Source organism: Enterococcus sp. DIV1368d (assembly GCF_050542975.1).
GTDB classification, from domain to species: domain Bacteria; phylum Bacillota; class Bacilli; order Lactobacillales; family Enterococcaceae; genus Enterococcus_D; species Enterococcus_D casseliflavus.
In genome coordinates this window covers 1,639,826-1,656,783 of sequence record NZ_CP172939.1, presented here as the reverse complement: position 1 = coordinate 1,656,783, position 16,958 = coordinate 1,639,826, and the positions used below count along the sequence as shown (strand labels likewise).

Below are 16,958 nucleotides of genomic sequence, written 5' to 3'. Positions count from 1 at the left end.
TCCATGTCAAATGCAAGCTCCTGCTTTTTTGATTTCATTCACTACTTAGATTAACTGACTTGTTCACGCAAATGATCCGCAAATTCATTGATTTTGCGAATGCGATGATTGATTCCTGATTTCGAGATCGCTCCTGATGGAATCATTTCTCCTAGCTCTTTCAAGCTGACCTCGGGATGTTCCAAACGTAATTCGGCGATTTCTTGCAGCTTTTCAGGTAAAGCTTGCAAGCCAACTCGATCTTGAATAAATTCGATATTGTCGATCTGCTTCGAAGCCGCGTCGATCGTTTTGTTCATATTGGCGGTTTCGCAATTCACCAAACGGTTGACTGAGTTACGCATATCACGCACAATCCGCACGTCCTCGAATTTCAGCATGGAATTGGTGGCACCGATCAGTGTCAAAAAATCAGCGATTTTCTCAGCGCCTTTCAAGTAAGAGATATACCCATTTCTGCGTTCTAATGCACGGGCATTCAATCCATATGCGTTTAGCATATCGCAAATATCTTGGTTATGCTCCTCGTAGATGGAATAGATCTCTAAATGATAGCGGCTGGTTTCTGGATTGTTGATGGACCCAGATGCCATGAAAGCGCCTCGTAAATAGGAACGCATTTTTTGAGTATTGCCCATGATCTCATCAGAAACATGGCTTTGAAACATCAGCCCGTCCATGATATCTAAGTCCAAAAGCACGCGCTGTGTATCTTGCTTCAAACGAACGATGTAAACGTTGTTCTTTTTTAATTTCATTTTACGACGGACCAGCAATTCGCTGCGCACGTCGTAATGATCTTTTAGTAACGAATAGATGCGTCTGGCGATCGCCGCGTTTTCTGTTTGAACGTTTAAAACAAATTGTTGGTTGTTGATACTTAATGACCCATTCATCCGAATCAAAGCGGCCAATTCTGCCTTGGCATGTTCGCGATGAACTTCTAATGCGGTCAATTCTTTTTTTACTTCTGCTGCAAAGGACATAAAAAAATCCCTCCTTTCTTAGATTTTGGCCCCGTAAACGATACGTAGAAGTTCTTCAATCACTTTATCTCCGTCATGAAAAACTCCGCCATCTCTAAGCTCCAGAAAGTCAGCTGAAATGACACGGCTGGCTTCTTCTCGCAGTCCTTGGAAATCGTGTTTCACTTGTACAAGATATTCATCATAAATCTCTGGGTCCATATACCCTTCTGGAACTTTCTCGGTGTTGACTAACACCGTATCAATAAAGGGTTTGCCTAAATGCTTATGCAGGACCCGCACATGGTCGGCATCACTAAAGTGTTCAGTTTCACCTTTTTGGGTCATGATATTACAAATATAAACCGTTTCAGCTTGTGTTTCCAACATTGCTTGGCCGATCTCGCTAATCATGAGATTGGGCAAAATACTAGTAAAGAGACTACCAGGACCCAAGACGATCATATCTGCCTCCATAATTGAAGAAACAACTTTACGAGCTGCTTTCGGCTCATCATTATTTTCTTGATTACGAACAAAGACCCGATCGATCGTTTTGCGATCAACCGCGATCTTGGACTCTCCTACCGCTTCGGTGCCGTCTTTAAAAACAGCGTGCAACACCAATGGCAGATCTGACGAAGGATAAACTCGTCCATCGATATGCATGATTTTTGACAAAATTTGAATGGCTTCATAGGTACTGCTGCGCATTTCAGCAATCGCCGCAATAATCAAGTTCCCCAGGGCATGATTGGCTAAAAATTTGTCTTCGGCTTTAAAACGGTATTGAAAAATATCATTATACAGTTGCGGCATATCAGATAGAGCCGCCAAAACATTGCGCAGATCCCCTGGTGGCGAGATAGAGGAAACCAAATTGCGAATTTCGCCGCTGCTACCGCCATCATCAGCGACCGTAACGATCGCTGTGATGTCGACACCCTGATTCCGCAAGCTCTTCAGGATGACTGGTAACCCAGTTCCGCCACCTACCACAACGATCTTCGGCTTTCTGATTCGGTACGTTTTCATTTTCATGAACGATTCACCGTCTCTTTACGCTTATCTTTGTCGCGATGAGTAATATTGACGCGATAGTCTTCTGCCAAAACCGCACCGATGCGCTCAGATAATGCAACTGAACGGTGTTGGCCCCCAGTACAGCCGATAGCCACCGTCAAGCTGCTTTTGCCTTCCTTGACATAGCCTGGCATGATCGTTTGCAACAGTGTACTAAATTGCTGATAGAATTCTTCCGTTTCTGGAAAAGACATGACGTACTCATACACGGGTTCATCTTTACCCGTTAAAGGACGCAACTCTGGAATATAATGTGGATTCGGTAAGAAACGAACATCCATCACAATATCAGCATCGATCGGCAAGCCATACTTGAAGCCAAACGAAAGTATTTCAATACGAAACCCTGTCTCATGAGAAGCACGAAATTCTTGATTGATTTTTTCTCTCAATTGCCGTGGGGTCAGCGTCGTTGTGTCGATAACAATACTGGCACGCGTCTTCAAATCGTTTAAGATCGCTCGCTCTTTGCGAATCCCTTCCGTAACTAAGCCATCCATCGCTAATGGATGTGCTCTTCTCGTTTCTTTGTATCTTGACACCAATTCATTGTCCGATGCATCTAAAAAGAGCATCCGTGTGTCAATAAAATTCGTGTTTTCAATATCGATCAGCATACTTTGGATTTCTTCAAAAAACGATCTTGAACGCAGATCGACAACTAAGGCAATTTTTGTCACTTTTCCTGATTCTTTGATCAGTTCCCAAAATTTAGGGATCAAGCTTGGGGGCATATTATCGATACAAAAGTACCCCATATCTTCAAAACTCTGGATCGCGACCGTTTTGCCGGCTCCGCTCATCCCAGTAATAATGACCAATTCTAAATGATCCACTTCAGTCATAGGTAAAACTCCTTTCTGAAACAACTCTATTATATCATGCCGGGCGTATCATTGGAACACTGGCATAAAAAAAGACGTTAGCTCAAAAAATGGGCTCTATAATTTATGGGACTGATGAATCAGAATTGATTCTTCAGTCCCATTTTCATTTTAGGTATTAAAAAACATATCGTTCTCTAGTATGATTAAATCACCACAAAATAAACAACTGAGAGGACGATATGCTATATGAATGATTCTATCAAAAAAATGCTGAGAATAATAGAGAAAGATTTGATGATTACAGAGGTCTCTTACGAGACCCTTCAGAAGAAAAAGACGTTGGTCGTCGATGCTGTTCTCTCGCCTACTCCTCGTGCTTGTAGAAGTTGTGGTTCTACTGTGGTAGATGGAAACGGGAAAGCAATTATAGTGAAAAATGGGAAGAAGGAAATGATTGTCCGTTTTGAACAATACAATCATATGCCTTTGGTTATGCGCCTAAAAAAGCAGCGCTATACCTGTAAAAACTGTCGCACCCATTGGACGGCTCAAAGTTATTTTGTCCAACCCAGACATTCAATCGCAAATCATGTGAGATATAAAATTGCTTCTTTACTGACTGAAAAAGTATCTTTATCTTTTATTGCGAAAAGCTGTCAGGTATCTTTGACCACCGTTATTCGTACATTGAAAGAGTTTAAAAGCTATTTACCAAAGCAATCTAAGAAGATTCTCCCCAGAGTATTGATGGTTGATGAATTTCGTTCGCATGCTTCCATAGAAGATAAAATGAGCTTTATTTGCGCAGATGGCGAAACAGGAAAATTAATAGATGTTTTGCCTACGCGTAAATTACCCCGATTAACAAGCTATTTCTCAGGTTGTACCAATCCGGAAGAAGTAGAATTCTTGGTGACAGACATGAACGCCGCCTACTTCCAGCTCACCAAACGTGTTCTGCCAAATGCGAAAGTAGTGATTGATCGGTTTCATATTGTCAAACACATGAATCAAGCGTTCAATGAGTTGCGTATCCGTGAAATGAATGAACTTCGTAAAGCAGGACAGAAAAGCCAAGCAGAAAAACTGAAAAAGAACTGGCGCTTTTTGCTAAAAAATCGTGCAAACATCAACCATTATGAATACAAAACATGGAAAAGTTTCCGAGCGCCAAAATACCCATTTCTTACTGAAGCAATGATGATTGATCGATTGCTTGAGTTTTCTACGCCCCTGAAGGAGGCGTATCCCTTTTTTCATGAATTAGTTGAAGCCTTTCGAGACAAAGACCCTGACTTATTTTTCTCCATATTGGCAGAACTTCCCGAAACGTTAGATGACGGCTTTCGGGAGAAGCTTCAAAACCTTCTGACCTATGAAGAAGGCATCACCAACGCAATGATCTATCCTTATTCCAATGGAAAAATAGAAGCGAAGAATACCCACATAAAGACAATGAAACGAGTATCCTACGGATTTAAATCATTCGAGAACATGAGAATTAGAATCTTTTTGATCAATCAATTAATCAAAGTGAGATAACAAAAAATCTGAGCCAGAATGTGGTTCATTCTGACCCAGATTTGATTTTGCACAACTCATCAGTCCTTATTGACAAAGAGCCAAAAAATGCCGCTAACGTCGCTATCAGCTTTAGATTGCTTGGCGATTTGCCAATGCTTTTTCGATCGTCCGATCAACTAAAATCGATTGGGCATCGACGACTGGATACGGATTATCAGTCACAAATTCATCCATCAAGGACAACTCGGTACATCCAAGCACTACGCTTTCACAGCCGATACGTTCGGTGACTTCTTCCAGTATCTCAAAGTAAAGTTCTTGATCCAAATGATCATTTTCTTTGATTCGATCATAGATCAATGTATTGACCTTTTTTTGGATCGTCGGCTCTGGAAGATAGACGTCAAGTCCGAACTTCCGCAATTCTTTTTCATAGATGCCAGCTTTGACACTGCCTTCTGTCCCAAGAAAGGCCACTTTTCCAGTGACGCCTTTTTCAAAAACGACTTTCGCAGCCTCACGAGGCATATGCAAAATCTCGATCTCAGTGGCAGCTTGCAGCTCATCAAAAAAATAATGGGCAGTGTTACAAGTCAACACAATAAAATTTGGCTTTAACAAATTTTGTTTTTCGATGTCGTCCATTAAATATGGAACAGGGTTTTCTAACGTGTTGTCTAAAATATATGCCGTCCGATCTGGGACTGTCGCATGATTGAATAAAACATAGTTCAAGTAATCTTGGTCTTTATGGGTCTGTGTCCGTCGGTTTAAAATGCGGACAAAACTTTCCGTCGCTAACGTTCCCATGCCGCCTAAAATACTAAAAAAATTCTCCATCTTCTAGCCTTCTTTCGTATGGAAATACGTTTTGAATCGTTTGTTGTACAGATGGAACATTCTCTTTAATAGAATCCAACGCTTTAGAGATAAGTCTTCTTTGTAAAAGACAGTCGTTCCCCAGCGATTCTCTGCTAATAATTTTTTTGCGCGTTCTTTCGCAGGATTTTCTTTTGCATAAGTCAAGAAAATGTTTTTTGGTACCCCTAGCCATAATTTCGCTTCAGGCGCGTCAGCTTTGCCATAAACCGTTTCTGTGTAAGGTTTTTCGAAGACTAAATCCTCTGTGATGAACTTCGCCAGATTCAATCCGCTTAAGGTAATAAAGAAACTGCTTCTTCCTTGACGCAAGTTGATTTCAAATAATTTATATTGACCGTCTCGCGCATCATATTTCAAGTCAAAATTGGCAAATCCAACATATTCGATCTCTTTTAAAAACTTACGGATCATTTGATAGATTTGATCATTTTCATCTGGAATGATCACGACATAATTCCCAACAGCTCCAGGCGTTGGATCCTCTAACAAAGGATGACCTAAGCCCATCACGCGAACTTCGTGATTCTCATCAACATAGGCATTTAAGACCCGCATGTTGCTGTCATCGCCAGGAATAAAATCTTGGACGATCATTTCATATTGATAACCCGCTTGATAAATGCGAGAAACGATTTCTTCAAATTCTGTTCGATTGTCAATAATGAAGGCTTTTTTGCGCCCTTCAAAATCAACTGACAGCCACGCGACACTATTTGCTGGTTTCAAAGCCACAGGAAAATCAAAAGGCAGCTCTCCTTTGAACGTTCCTTCCGTCAACAGTTCTGGTGTTAAAATGAAGGTCTTAGGATAAGGCAAGCCATATTCCTCGCAAACTTCGTAAAAACTGACTTTATTGATCAACCGTTTTAATAAGGAATAGTCATTGGCAATAAAGGTATAATAAGGCTTCAATTCTTCTTTATGCTTCGCTAACAGTTCTGCATAGCCATCGCCGCAGGGAATCAATAAATATTTCATGGCAGGATCGTTGTAAGTATTTTTACCTAACTTGATCAACGTCTCAGTGAATCCTGGATCATGGTCAAAACCTTCCACTTGATTGATTGTAACAATTTTACTAAAGCGGGTTGGCGCAAGTTCCGCACCAGCATAAGCAACTGATTGAATGCCATATGCTTCGTGGAATGCTCTGGCCATACCATAAACATTCATATCGCTTCCTAATAATATGGGAAGAAAATTTTCCTGACTCATCAAAAATCACTCTCTCTTTTGAATACGAAAAACGACCTCTCTCGTTTCGTTTAATTACAATAGAATTATAATACCACAAAGAAAAAAGCAATCAAAGTATCTATCTTTGATTGCTTTCTCCCACTTTGAACGGATAGAACTTATAGGCAGTTTATTCAATGCGAATATACGTATACCTATTGCTATTCTATCAAATAAAATTTTGATTTCAAGCCCTTATCATGAAATTTGCAGATATTTCACGCTTCCTTAAACTTTAGCGAAACCTATTGACAGACAAGTAAAAAAGTGAGTGCTCTTTTCCTTGCTTAAAGGACTTTTTTCAAATAATGACCGGTGTAGCTTTCAGAAACCGCAGCAATTTCTTCTGGTGTACCAGTTGCAATGATCGTTCCACCGCCTTCGCCACCTTCTGGACCTAGATCAATCACATGGTCCGCTGATTTGATGACATCCAAGTTGTGTTCGATCACTAAAACGGTATTGCCAGCGTCGACAAATCGTTCCAAAACTTTCAACAAACGGGCAATATCATCCGTATGCAGACCAGTCGTTGGTTCATCTAAGATATAAAAACTCTTGCCATTGGAATTTTTGTGCAGTTCACTGGCAAGCTTCATCCGTTGCGCTTCCCCACCAGACAAAGTAGTCGCTGGTTGTCCCATCGTGACATAACCTAGACCGACATCGACGATCGTTTGCAATTTTCGATGGATTTTAGGAATATGTTGGAAAAATTCCACTGCATCTTCCACGGTCATATCTAAGATTTCCGAAATATTTTTTCCTTTGTAATGAACTTCTAACGTTTCTGAGTTATAACGTTTGCCATGACAAACCTCACAAGGTACGTAGACATCAGGTAAGAAGTGCATCTCGATCTTGATGATTCCGTCCCCTTTACATGCTTCACAACGTCCACCTTTTACATTAAAACTAAAGCGGCCTTTTTTATAACCACGGACTTTCGCCTCATTGGTTTTAGCAAATAAATCGCGAATGTCATCAAAGACACTGGTATACGTTGCTGGATTGCTTCGAGGCGTCCGACCGATAGGGCTTTGATCGATATCGATCAATTTCTCAATCGCTTCATAACCAGTAATGGTTTTAAAGCGACCAGGCTTGTTCGAATTCCGATTGATTTTTTGCGCCAAGGCTTTTTTCAAAATTTCGTTGACTAATGTCGATTTACCAGAGCCAGAGACCCCAGTAACGGCGACGAACTTTCCTAATGGAAAATCGACCGAAATGTTTTTCAAGTTATTCTCAGAAGCACCGGTCACACGAATCTTTTCACCATTGCCTTTGCGGCGTTCCGTTGGTGTCGGGATTTGTCGTTTTCCTGATAAGTACTGACCTGTTAAGGAAGACGCATTGGCTGCGACTTCATCAGGAGTGCCTGCAGCGACGATCTCGCCACCTGCGTGTCCTGCACCTGGACCGACATCGATCAAGTAGTCCGCTGCCCGCATCGTGTCTTCGTCATGCTCAACGACGATCAGGGTATTCCCAAGATCACGCATTTTCCGCAATGAATCTAGTAAGCGATCGTTATCCCGTTGGTGAAGACCGATCGATGGCTCATCAAGAATGTAAAGCACCCCAGACAAATTGGAGCCGATTTGTGTTGCCAAACGAATCCGTTGCGCTTCCCCACCAGAGAGTGTGCCTGATGCACGACTCAAGGTCAAATAGTCCAATCCGACATTTTTCAAGAAGCTTAAACGATCATCGACTTCTTTCACGATCGGACGTGCGATCATTTGCTCTTGTTCCGATAGTTTCAATTCTTCGACAAAGTTCAACGCATTGTTGATTGCCATCTCGCTCATTTCACCAATGTGTTTTCCGTTGACTTGCACGCACAGCGCTTGAGGGTTCAAACGATAGCCATGACAAGTTTTACAAGTCAATTCCGTCATATACAAACGCATTTGATCACGGGTGAAATCAGAGTTGGTTTCATGATAACGGCGCTTAATATTTGGTAAGATTCCTTCAAAAGCTACCTCAACATCACGCACGCCACCGAAATCATTCTCATAATGGAAATGGAAAATTTCGCCATTCGAACCATTCAAAATAATGTCTTTGTGTTCTTCTGGCAGCTCTTCAAAGGGTGTGTCCATATCGATATTGAACTCTTGACAGGCTTGTTCCAGCATTTGCGGATAGTACTGTGAACTGATTGGGTTCCAAGGTAATAGTGCGCCTTCACGCAACGTTTTGCTTTGATCGGGAATCACTAGGTCGACATCGACTTCTAGCTTCACACCAAGACCATCACAGTCTGGACAAGCACCAAAAGGCGCATTGAATGAAAAGAGCCGTGGTTCTAATTCACCAACTGTAAAGCCACAATACGGACAAGAATAATGTTCACTGAAAAGCATCTCTTCTTGACCAATCACATCGACTACCGCATAGCCATCAGCTAAACGTAATGCCGCTTCAAAGGAATCAAACAGACGAGAACGGATGCCTTCCTTTACAACGATTCGGTCAATGATGATGGCAATATCATGCTTTTTATTTTTTTCTAATTCAGGCGCTTCGGAGACATCATAGACTTCGCCATCCACCCGCATCCGAACATAACCTTCTCTTTGGATACGTTCGAAGACTTTTTTGTGCTGCCCTTTCTTTTGATAAACGATAGGTGCCAACAATTGGATCTTGGTGCGTTCTGGTAATGCCAAAACTTCATCCACCATCTGCTCAACCGACTGACTAGTAATCTCAATATGATCATTGGGACAGATTGGGTGACCGATTCTGGCGTAAAGAAGCCGCAGATAATCATTGATTTCAGTAACCGTCCCCACTGTTGATCGCGGGTTCTTGCTGGTGGTTTTTTGATCGATAGAAATCGCTGGACTAAGTCCATCAATGCTATCTACGTCGGGTTTATCCATTTGCCCTAAAAACTGACGGGCATACGCCGATAGACTTTCGACATATCGGCGCTGTCCTTCGGCATACAACGTATCAAATGCTAAGGAGCTTTTCCCTGAACCCGAAAGACCAGTTACAACAACGAGCTGGTCTCTGGGAATCGTCACATCGATATTTTTTAAATTATGGGCCCGTGCCCCATGGATCACGATTTTATCATTTGCCATATTGTTTCTCCTTCTAATCAGCAGCTTTTAGCTCAAGAATAGTATCTCTCAAGGTAGCAGCCGTTTCAAAATCCAGTGCTTTCGCAGCATCTTTCATTTCTTTTTCTAATTTCAACAACAAGGTTGCTTTTTCTTCACGACTCAGCTCTTCATAAGAAGTCGTGGTGTATTCGCCAGTTTCTTCCGCCACTTTCGTGATTGCGATCAGATCGCGAATCTCTTTGATGATGGTTTTCGGTACGATTCCATGTTCTTCGTTATAGGCTTCTTGAATACTTCGGCGTCGCGCTGTTTCGTCGATCGCTCGCTGCATCGAATCGGTCATTTTATCGGCGTACATGATTACTTTTCCTTCTGAGTTACGAGCTGCTCGTCCGATGGTTTGGACTAATGAACGCTCGCTGCGCAAGAAGCCTTCCTTATCGGCATCAAGGATCGCAACCAGGGAAACTTCTGGGACGTCTAACCCTTCTCGCAATAAGTTGATTCCGACCAGTACATCAAATTCACCGAGACGCAGGTCGCGAATGATCTCTGTTCGTTCCAATGTTTTGATGTCACTGTGCAGGTATTTGACTTTGATCCCTAATTCTTTAAAGTAATCCGTCAAATCTTCAGACATTTTTTTCGTCAAGGTCGTGACAAAGACCCGTTCATTTCGCTCGACTCGCTCATTGATTTCTCCTACGAGGTCGTCAATTTGACCCATAATCGGTCGTACTTCGATCACCGGATCTAACAGACCAGTCGGACGAATGATTTGCTGAATGACGGTATCGGTTTGATCGTATTCATATGGTCCAGGTGTTGCTGAAACATAGACGATTTGATTGACATGCTTCTCAAATTCTTCCAAGCGTAACGGACGGTTATCCAGTGCAGAAGGCAAACGGAAGCCATAATCCACTAACATTTGTTTTCTAGCACGGTCACCATTATACATCCCACGAACTTGCGGCATGGTCACGTGGGATTCATCAATAACGATCAGAAAGTCATCAGGAAAGAAATCTAATAACGTATAAGGCGGTTCGCCTTCTTTTCGTCCATCCATGTGGCGAGAGTAGTTTTCGATTCCTGAGGTATACCCCATTTCTCGCATCATTTCAATATCATAGTTGGTTCGCTGCTCTAAACGCTGTGCTTCCAGCAGCTTATTTTCTGCTCGCAAAACTTTCAGTCGTTCATCGAGTTCACTTTGGATCGAAGCGATCGCATGTTCCATATGGTCTTCATTGGTCACAAAGTGAGTTGCCGGAAAGATCGACACATGTTCGGTGTCACTCATGATCTCGCCCGTCAAGGCATCGACTTCACGAATCCGATCGATTTCATCGCCAAAAAACTCAATGCGTAACGCTCGCTCATCACGAGAAGCTGGGAAAATCTCCACAACATCGCCACGTACGCGAAAACGCCCCCGTTGAAAATCGATGTCGTTTCGTTCAAATTGGATCTCGATCAATTCTTTTAATAGTTGATCGCGAGACTTTTCCATCCCTACTCGTAAAGAAACAACCTGTCTGGCATACTCGATCGGCGAACCTAAACCGAAAATACAAGAGACAGAAGCTACAACGATCACATCGTTTCTCTCTAATAAAGAACTTGTGGCCGAGTGACGCAGCTTATCGATTTCATCGTTGACACTGGAGTCTTTCTCGATGTATGTATCACTGGAAGGAACATACGCTTCTGGTTGATAGTAATCATAGTAACTGACAAAGTACTCGACCGCATTATTTGGGAAAAAGTCCTTGAACTCGCCATATAATTGTCCAGCCAGTGTTTTATTATGGGCAATGATCAATGTCGGTTTATTGACTTCCTTGATTAGATTAGAAATCGTATAAGTCTTACCGGTCCCAGTGGCTCCCAACAAAATCTGTGCTTTTTTTCCACCGACCACCCCGTCAACCAATTGATGGATCGCTTCTGGTTGATCCCCAGCTGGTTGATATTTTGATACTAAGTCAAATTCATGGGAAGTTGTTCTTTCGATCATCTTCATTCCCCCTCGATTATTCTAAACGACAACAAAAAAAGAAAAACTCGCTGCCGCTTTTCCATAAATAAGTATATCATAGCGAACATACTTTCGCCATCATTTGCTATGAAAGTTTCATGCGATTAAGCATAACTTAACATGTTTGATTTTCTAACATCTGATGTGAGGTTTAAGCAATTTTGTCATATTTTTAAAGAGAAAGACTTGTGTGTTGAAGAAAAAATCCATATAATCTATAAATACGTTATATCTAAAGGGGGAATTTTCTTGAAAAGAAAACACATGTCCTTCGCTTTAATCGCGCTGATTATCAGCATTTTTACGCTATCAGTAAAGTCAGCAAGTGCGGAGGAAACTACGTATAAGATAGGAACAGATTTAACATTTGCTCCTTTCGAATTCCAAAATGAAAATAATGAATACGTTGGGATCGATATAGATTTATTAAACGCGATCGCTGAAGATCAAGGTTTTGCAGTTGATTTACGTCCTTTAGGTTTTGACGCCTCCATTCAAGGCGTGCAATCAAATCAGTTAGATGGCATGATTGCTGGGATGAGCATCACTGATGAACGTAAAGAAACGTTTGATTTCTCAGATCCTTATTTTGATAGTGGGATTCAAATGGCGGTAGCTGCTGACAATGACAGCATTACTAGCTACGAAGATCTTGAGGGCGAAACGGTCGGTGCAAAGGTTGGTACCGAAAGTGCCCGCTTTTTAGAAGAAAATAAAGACCAATATGGATACGACATCAAACTTTATGATGACGCTACTGGGTTGTATGGCGCTGTACGCAATGGTACTGTGGCAGCCGCTTTTGATGATTATCCAGTGCTTGGCTATGCCATCAACAACGGCGAACCGATGAAACTTGTCGGCGAACCTGAAAAAGGTGCTTCTTACGGATTCGCTGTCAGAAAAGGCCAAAATCAAGAACTACTTGAAAAATTCAATGCTGGTTTAGCCAACATGAAAGCTTCTGGCAAATACGACGAAATCGTCAATACTTACATCACAACGTCTGATTCAGATGCAGACACCAGTGAAATGGTGAAAGTCGAACCAAAGAAAGATGTTTACCGAATTGCCAGTGACTCCGCCTTCGCTCCATTTGAATTCCAAAATGAAGACAATGAGTATGTAGGGATCGATGTTGATTTAATGAACCGGGCCGCAGAATTGCAAGGGTTCAATATCGAATTCAATTTCATCGGCTTTTCCGGAGCGCTACAGGCGTTAGACGGCAATCAAGCGGATGGCATGATCGCTGGGATGACGATCACTGATGAGCGTCGTCAATCTTACGACTTCTCTGACTCTTACTTTGAAAGCGGCATTCAGATCGCTGTAAAAGAAGGCAATGATTCCATCAATTCCTATGAAGATTTAGATGGGAAAACTGTCGGTGCGAAAGTTGGGACAGAAAGTGCAGACTTCTTGATCGCCAACGAAGAGAAATATGGCTATTCGATCAAATATTATGATGCTGCTGATCAATTATATGCGGCTGTCAACGGCGGACAAATCGATGCCATGATGGATGATTATCCAGTAATCGGTTATGCCATCAGTCAAGGTCAAAAACTAGTGACACCGATTGAAAAAGAAACTGGCGGTCAGTACGGTTTTGCGGTGAAAAAAGGCCAAAATCCTGAACTGATCCAAATGTTCAATGAAGCATTGAAAGAAATGAAACAGACTGGGGAGTACGATCAAATCATCAACAAATACATTGAAGATGGTTCTGCCACAGAAAAACGAGTGGATGAATCAACGATCACTGGTTTGATCAGCAACAACTATAACGTCTTATTAAAAGGTTTATGGAATACCCTTTTACTAGCATTGATTTCTTTTGCCTTAGCATTAGTGATCGGAATCATTTTTGGACTATTTAGTGTTGCTCCAATCAAAGCATTGCGGGTTTTTGCAGGGATCTATGTTGATATCATTCGTGGTATCCCGATGATGGTATTGGCTTTCTTCATCTTCTTCGGCCTTTCCGATGCCATTGGTATCACGATTCCCGACTTTGCAGCCGGGGTCATTACATTGACTTTAAATGCCAGTGCCTATATCGCTGAGATCGTCCGTGGCGGGATCAATGCGGTGCCAAAAGGTCAGATGGAAGCCTCTCGAAGTTTGGGGATGACCTACACTCGGACAATGCAGAAAATCATTTTACCGCAAGCGATCAAAATCATGATTCCCTCTTTCGTTAACCAATTCGTTATCTCATTGAAAGATACAACGATCATCTCGGTTATCGGAGTCGTAGAATTATTGCAAACTGGGAAAATCATCGTTGCACGGACTACGCAAAGTACCTATGTTTACTTGATCATCGCGATTATTTACTTAGTCGTGATCACAGCTTTAACGAAACTTGCAAAAGTTTTAGAAAAGAAGGTGAAATAGCATGAAAGAAAAAATCTTAGTTGAAAATCTTGTGAAAAAATACGGCGACAATACCGTATTGAACAATATCAATGTTTCAATCGCTGAAGGAGAAGTCGTTTGTGTGATCGGTCCTTCAGGATCTGGTAAATCGACGTTCTTACGCTGTTTGAACCGCTTAGAAGAACCAACCAGCGGCGATATTATCGTTGACGGCGCACATCTGATGGATAAAAACACCAATATCAATGCTGTTCGTCAACATATCGGCATGGTGTTTCAGCATTTCAATCTCTTCCCTCACTTGTCGGTTTTAGAAAATATCATTTTAGCCCCGATGGATCTAAAAAATGCTTCTCGGCAAGAAGCGGAAAAGAACGCAATTCGTTTATTAGAAACGGTCGGTTTGGCAGATAAAAAAGACATGTACCCTGACAATCTGTCTGGAGGACAAAAACAACGGGTGGCGATCGCTAGAGCTTTAGCAATGAATCCCGATGTTATGTTGTTCGATGAACCAACCTCCGCACTCGATCCAGAAATGGTTGGCGATGTACTGAATGTTATGAAGGATTTGGCAAAACAAGGAATGACCATGGTGATCGTAACTCACGAGATGGGGTTTGCCAAAGAAGTAGCAAACCGTGTGATGTTTATTGACGGCGGGAACTTCTTGGAAGACGGTACACCTGAGCAAATCTTTACCAATCCTAAGCATGAGCGTACCAAAGACTTCTTAGACAAAGTATTGAATATTTAAAAAACCTCTGCAACAGTTTGACTAATGAACTGTTGCAGAGGTTTTCTTTATGGCTTGTTCCGTTTCGTTTCATCTGCGATCCGCTTTTGATTTTCCCCCAAAAACACTTTTGTATCGATGGGGTTTGCTTTGTTCGCCCCGCCGATGCCAGTATCAACCATTTTCCCCCAGCCCTTCAACGGCTCTTTCCCCGCTGCACGAAGCTTGGCATTTTTTAACCGTAATGCCTGTTTTTTTGCTTCTTTTTTCGCTTGATGTTTTGCTTGCCATTGCTTTAAGATGCTCATATTCCTTCCTCCTCTCCGTGTTATGAAAAAAATCATTCCTTACATAAATTCTTAGCAAAAGGTATGCTGGTTCCTGTTGATCTGGTAAGAGTAAACAGGATTCACCTTTAAAATAGCAAATTTTTATTGAGTAGTTAAATCTATTATAACATTTACTTTTCAACATCGTAAGCTGCAGATACCAGTTTTACTAAAACCACGAAAGGATATTGGAAATCAAGTAGCCAGATCGGAAGCAACATGTTACACTTATTAAACAACACTCCCTCCAAATCTAAATAGGTATACAAACATTTTCTTTTTTTATTTTATAGCAACTGACGGGATTTTTCTAATAAAAAACCAACATTAAAATAACAAAGAAAGTTCACGAAATCATTTTGGAGGAACCTATCTTATGAAAACCATCTTTTTATTTCCCTTACTAATGTTACTCTTCCTCTTTCTCACTGGCTGTACCTTAATTGACGAAATCATGGATGACACCACCAAGAGTAGTTTTTCACCAGAAGCAACGTCGTCTTCTCAATCTTTGTCAGCTGATTCAGAAACCATAGCTTCTTCTTCCAGAACTGAGAACCACACATCAGAACCCGCATCTGAAACAGCTCGTTCTTCTGATGACTTTGCACAAGCTCAGAGCAGTACCGAAACAGCTGCCCCTCAATTTTCGTATTGTGAACAATTGCAGATCGGGCTGCCGCGACGGTGGAATCGAACAGTCAACAAAGACTTACTCCACCAATTGCAAGAAGGAATGTCCTGCGATCAAGTTCTTGAGATCATGGGTGGACTGCCTTCTTGGCGACTAGCGGTTGTAGGTGTGGAATCTAATGCATGGATCAATTCCGATGGTGAGGCAATCATTGTCACTCTTATTAACCGAACCGTTTCTGATGTGGCCTGGCATGATCAGTTTTCTGAATCAGAAATTGAGTAATCCATTAAGCGATTTCTCGTAACTAAGATTGGCAAAATGCGTGATGAAATTCAAACACCTCTATTATCATGAGTCGTCTAAAAAACTTAGGAGTTGAAGGATAAAATGAAACTGAATCGTCCTATGAAAAAAATCCGGGAGCATCGCAGAAGAAGTCTTTTTCTTTGTTTGGGCATTAGTTGTTTTTTACTCGGAGCTGTCCTCTTCTACAGCGAAAATCAGCCAGCAGCAGCCTACGAGCAGTTTTTAGAGATCGATTACTTAACTGCTTTACTGGAAGAAAGACCTTCCCCTGAATCCATCAGCGATCTTGGCCTCGCTCTCATCAAACGTAGTGATCGGGTAAATCAAGAGCGCAGTGCCATTAACCGAAAGCGGCGCCGCGAAAATGTGATCGTCACGGAAGAGACTAGAAAAGTTTTTTCTCCCGATCAAGGAGCAATGGTTGATGAAGTAAGAAAAGTAACCACTCGTTTACCTGATTCAGCCATTGATTTGTTATCAACGATGGCTGACAGCAACGCTCTCGAGACAAAAAGAGTTCCTTTAGGTTCAAGGTACAAACTGTCCAAAATCAGCTTTGATTTTGACTCCGATAGCGCGGAAAATGAATATTTATCTAGAATCACATTGGTTGATGTCCCAGAATTTTTCGGTATTGATTTCTCACAATTCGGGAAAGAGGATGATATTGAGGAGATCAAAGAGACATTGATCGAACAGTATGGTTTAGATGCTCACATCAGAGACGTTAGCGCCATTCGGAGACTTTTCTTTGTTCATGAAGGATTTGAGTTTTACATTAGTCAAACCTATAATCCAAACGGAGTCGGCATCACTGTCCAAGCAGTAGAACCATAAACAAAAACTATCGAACCCCCGTCTCTTTGCGGGTTTAACAAAAAAGGCGTCTGCGAATCCAAACGCAGGCACCTTTTTTCT

Annotated in this window: 13 protein-coding genes; 5 read left to right on the top strand and 8 right to left on the bottom strand. The window is 41.7% G+C overall.

Going from position 1 to position 16,958, the window contains the following annotated elements; genetic code table 11:
- Nucleotides 1-50: 50 nt before the first annotated feature.
- Genes whiA through rapZ form a run of 3 tightly spaced genes read right to left on the bottom strand, consistent with a single transcriptional unit; the run spans nucleotide 51 to nucleotide 2,893 of the window.
- Nucleotides 51-986 (bottom strand): DNA-binding protein WhiA, encoded by a 936-nt coding sequence (whiA, locus tag IGJ44_RS07660; RefSeq protein WP_005225954.1) that lies wholly within the window; start codon nucleotides 984-986, stop codon nucleotides 51-53.
- Nucleotides 987-1,004: 18 nt separating this feature from the next.
- A complete protein-coding gene (locus IGJ44_RS07655; protein WP_010748165.1) occupies nucleotides 1,005-2,006 on the bottom strand; it encodes a gluconeogenesis factor YvcK family protein in 1,002 nt (333 codons plus the stop codon).
- Nucleotides 2,003-2,893 carry an RNase adapter RapZ gene (gene rapZ / locus IGJ44_RS07650; RefSeq protein WP_005225952.1) on the bottom strand — a complete coding sequence of 297 codons (891 nt, stop codon included), beginning with the start codon at nucleotides 2,891-2,893 and terminating at the stop codon, nucleotides 2,003-2,005. The genes IGJ44_RS07655 and rapZ overlap by 4 nt, the downstream gene beginning before the upstream one ends.
- Before the next feature lie 228 nt (nucleotides 2,894-3,121).
- Here rapZ and IGJ44_RS07645 point away from each other — a divergent pair, with 228 nt between their 5' ends.
- On the top strand, nucleotides 3,122-4,417 hold the full coding sequence (locus IGJ44_RS07645; protein WP_218213503.1) for an ISL3-like element ISEfa11 family transposase: 1,296 nt from the start codon (nucleotides 3,122-3,124) through the stop codon (nucleotides 4,415-4,417).
- A gap of 111 nt (nucleotides 4,418-4,528) precedes the next feature.
- Here the strand turns inward: IGJ44_RS07645 and IGJ44_RS07640 are convergent, their stop codons facing one another.
- The 4 genes from IGJ44_RS07640 to uvrB all read right to left on the bottom strand — a co-directional run bounded on the left by IGJ44_RS07640 (nucleotide 4,529) and on the right by uvrB (nucleotide 11,626).
- Nucleotides 4,529-5,239: an amino acid racemase gene (locus IGJ44_RS07640; RefSeq protein WP_005225951.1), complete on the bottom strand. Its 711-nt coding sequence runs from the start codon at nucleotides 5,237-5,239 to the stop codon at nucleotides 4,529-4,531.
- Nucleotides 5,240-5,242: 3 nt separating this feature from the next.
- Nucleotides 5,243-6,496, bottom strand: coding sequence for a hypothetical protein (locus tag IGJ44_RS07635; RefSeq protein ID WP_016610145.1), 1,254 nt, complete (start codon nucleotides 6,494-6,496; stop codon nucleotides 5,243-5,245).
- Nucleotides 6,497-6,804: 308 nt separating this feature from the next.
- Nucleotides 6,805-9,621 (bottom strand): excinuclease ABC subunit UvrA, encoded by a 2,817-nt coding sequence (gene uvrA, locus IGJ44_RS07630; protein ID WP_005225949.1) that lies wholly within the window; start codon nucleotides 9,619-9,621, stop codon nucleotides 6,805-6,807.
- A gap of 13 nt (nucleotides 9,622-9,634) precedes the next feature.
- Nucleotides 9,635-11,626: an excinuclease ABC subunit UvrB gene (gene uvrB, locus IGJ44_RS07625; protein WP_010748162.1), complete on the bottom strand. Its 1,992-nt coding sequence runs from the start codon at nucleotides 11,624-11,626 to the stop codon at nucleotides 9,635-9,637.
- 270 nt (nucleotides 11,627-11,896) lie between these two features.
- On the opposite strand from uvrB, the gene IGJ44_RS07620 reads away from it, so the two are divergent.
- Together IGJ44_RS07620 and IGJ44_RS07615 are read left to right on the top strand one after the other, a co-directional pair.
- Nucleotides 11,897-14,050, top strand: a complete 2,154-nt coding sequence (locus IGJ44_RS07620; protein WP_167827378.1) for an amino acid ABC transporter substrate-binding protein/permease — start codon at nucleotides 11,897-11,899, stop codon at nucleotides 14,048-14,050.
- Between the two features lies 1 nt (nucleotide 14,051).
- A complete protein-coding gene (locus tag IGJ44_RS07615) occupies nucleotides 14,052-14,789 on the top strand; it encodes an amino acid ABC transporter ATP-binding protein (protein ID WP_005225946.1) in 738 nt (245 codons plus the stop codon).
- Between the two features lie 47 nt (nucleotides 14,790-14,836).
- On the opposite strand, the gene IGJ44_RS07610 is transcribed toward IGJ44_RS07615, so the two are convergent.
- The gene (locus IGJ44_RS07610) at nucleotides 14,837-15,076 is read right to left on the bottom strand and encodes a hypothetical protein (protein ID WP_167827379.1); all 240 of its coding nucleotides are present in this window, start codon (nucleotides 15,074-15,076) and stop codon (nucleotides 14,837-14,839) included.
- Between the two features lie 397 nt (nucleotides 15,077-15,473).
- On the opposite strand from IGJ44_RS07610, the gene IGJ44_RS07605 reads away from it, so the two are divergent.
- Nucleotides 15,474-16,016 (top strand): outer membrane protein assembly factor BamE, encoded by a 543-nt coding sequence (locus IGJ44_RS07605; RefSeq protein ID WP_167827380.1) that lies wholly within the window; start codon nucleotides 15,474-15,476, stop codon nucleotides 16,014-16,016.
- A gap of 105 nt (nucleotides 16,017-16,121) precedes the next feature.
- Nucleotides 16,122-16,877 (top strand): Tat pathway signal sequence domain protein, encoded by a 756-nt coding sequence (locus IGJ44_RS07600; protein WP_167827381.1) that lies wholly within the window; start codon nucleotides 16,122-16,124, stop codon nucleotides 16,875-16,877.
- Nucleotides 16,878-16,958: the final 81 nt, after the last annotated feature.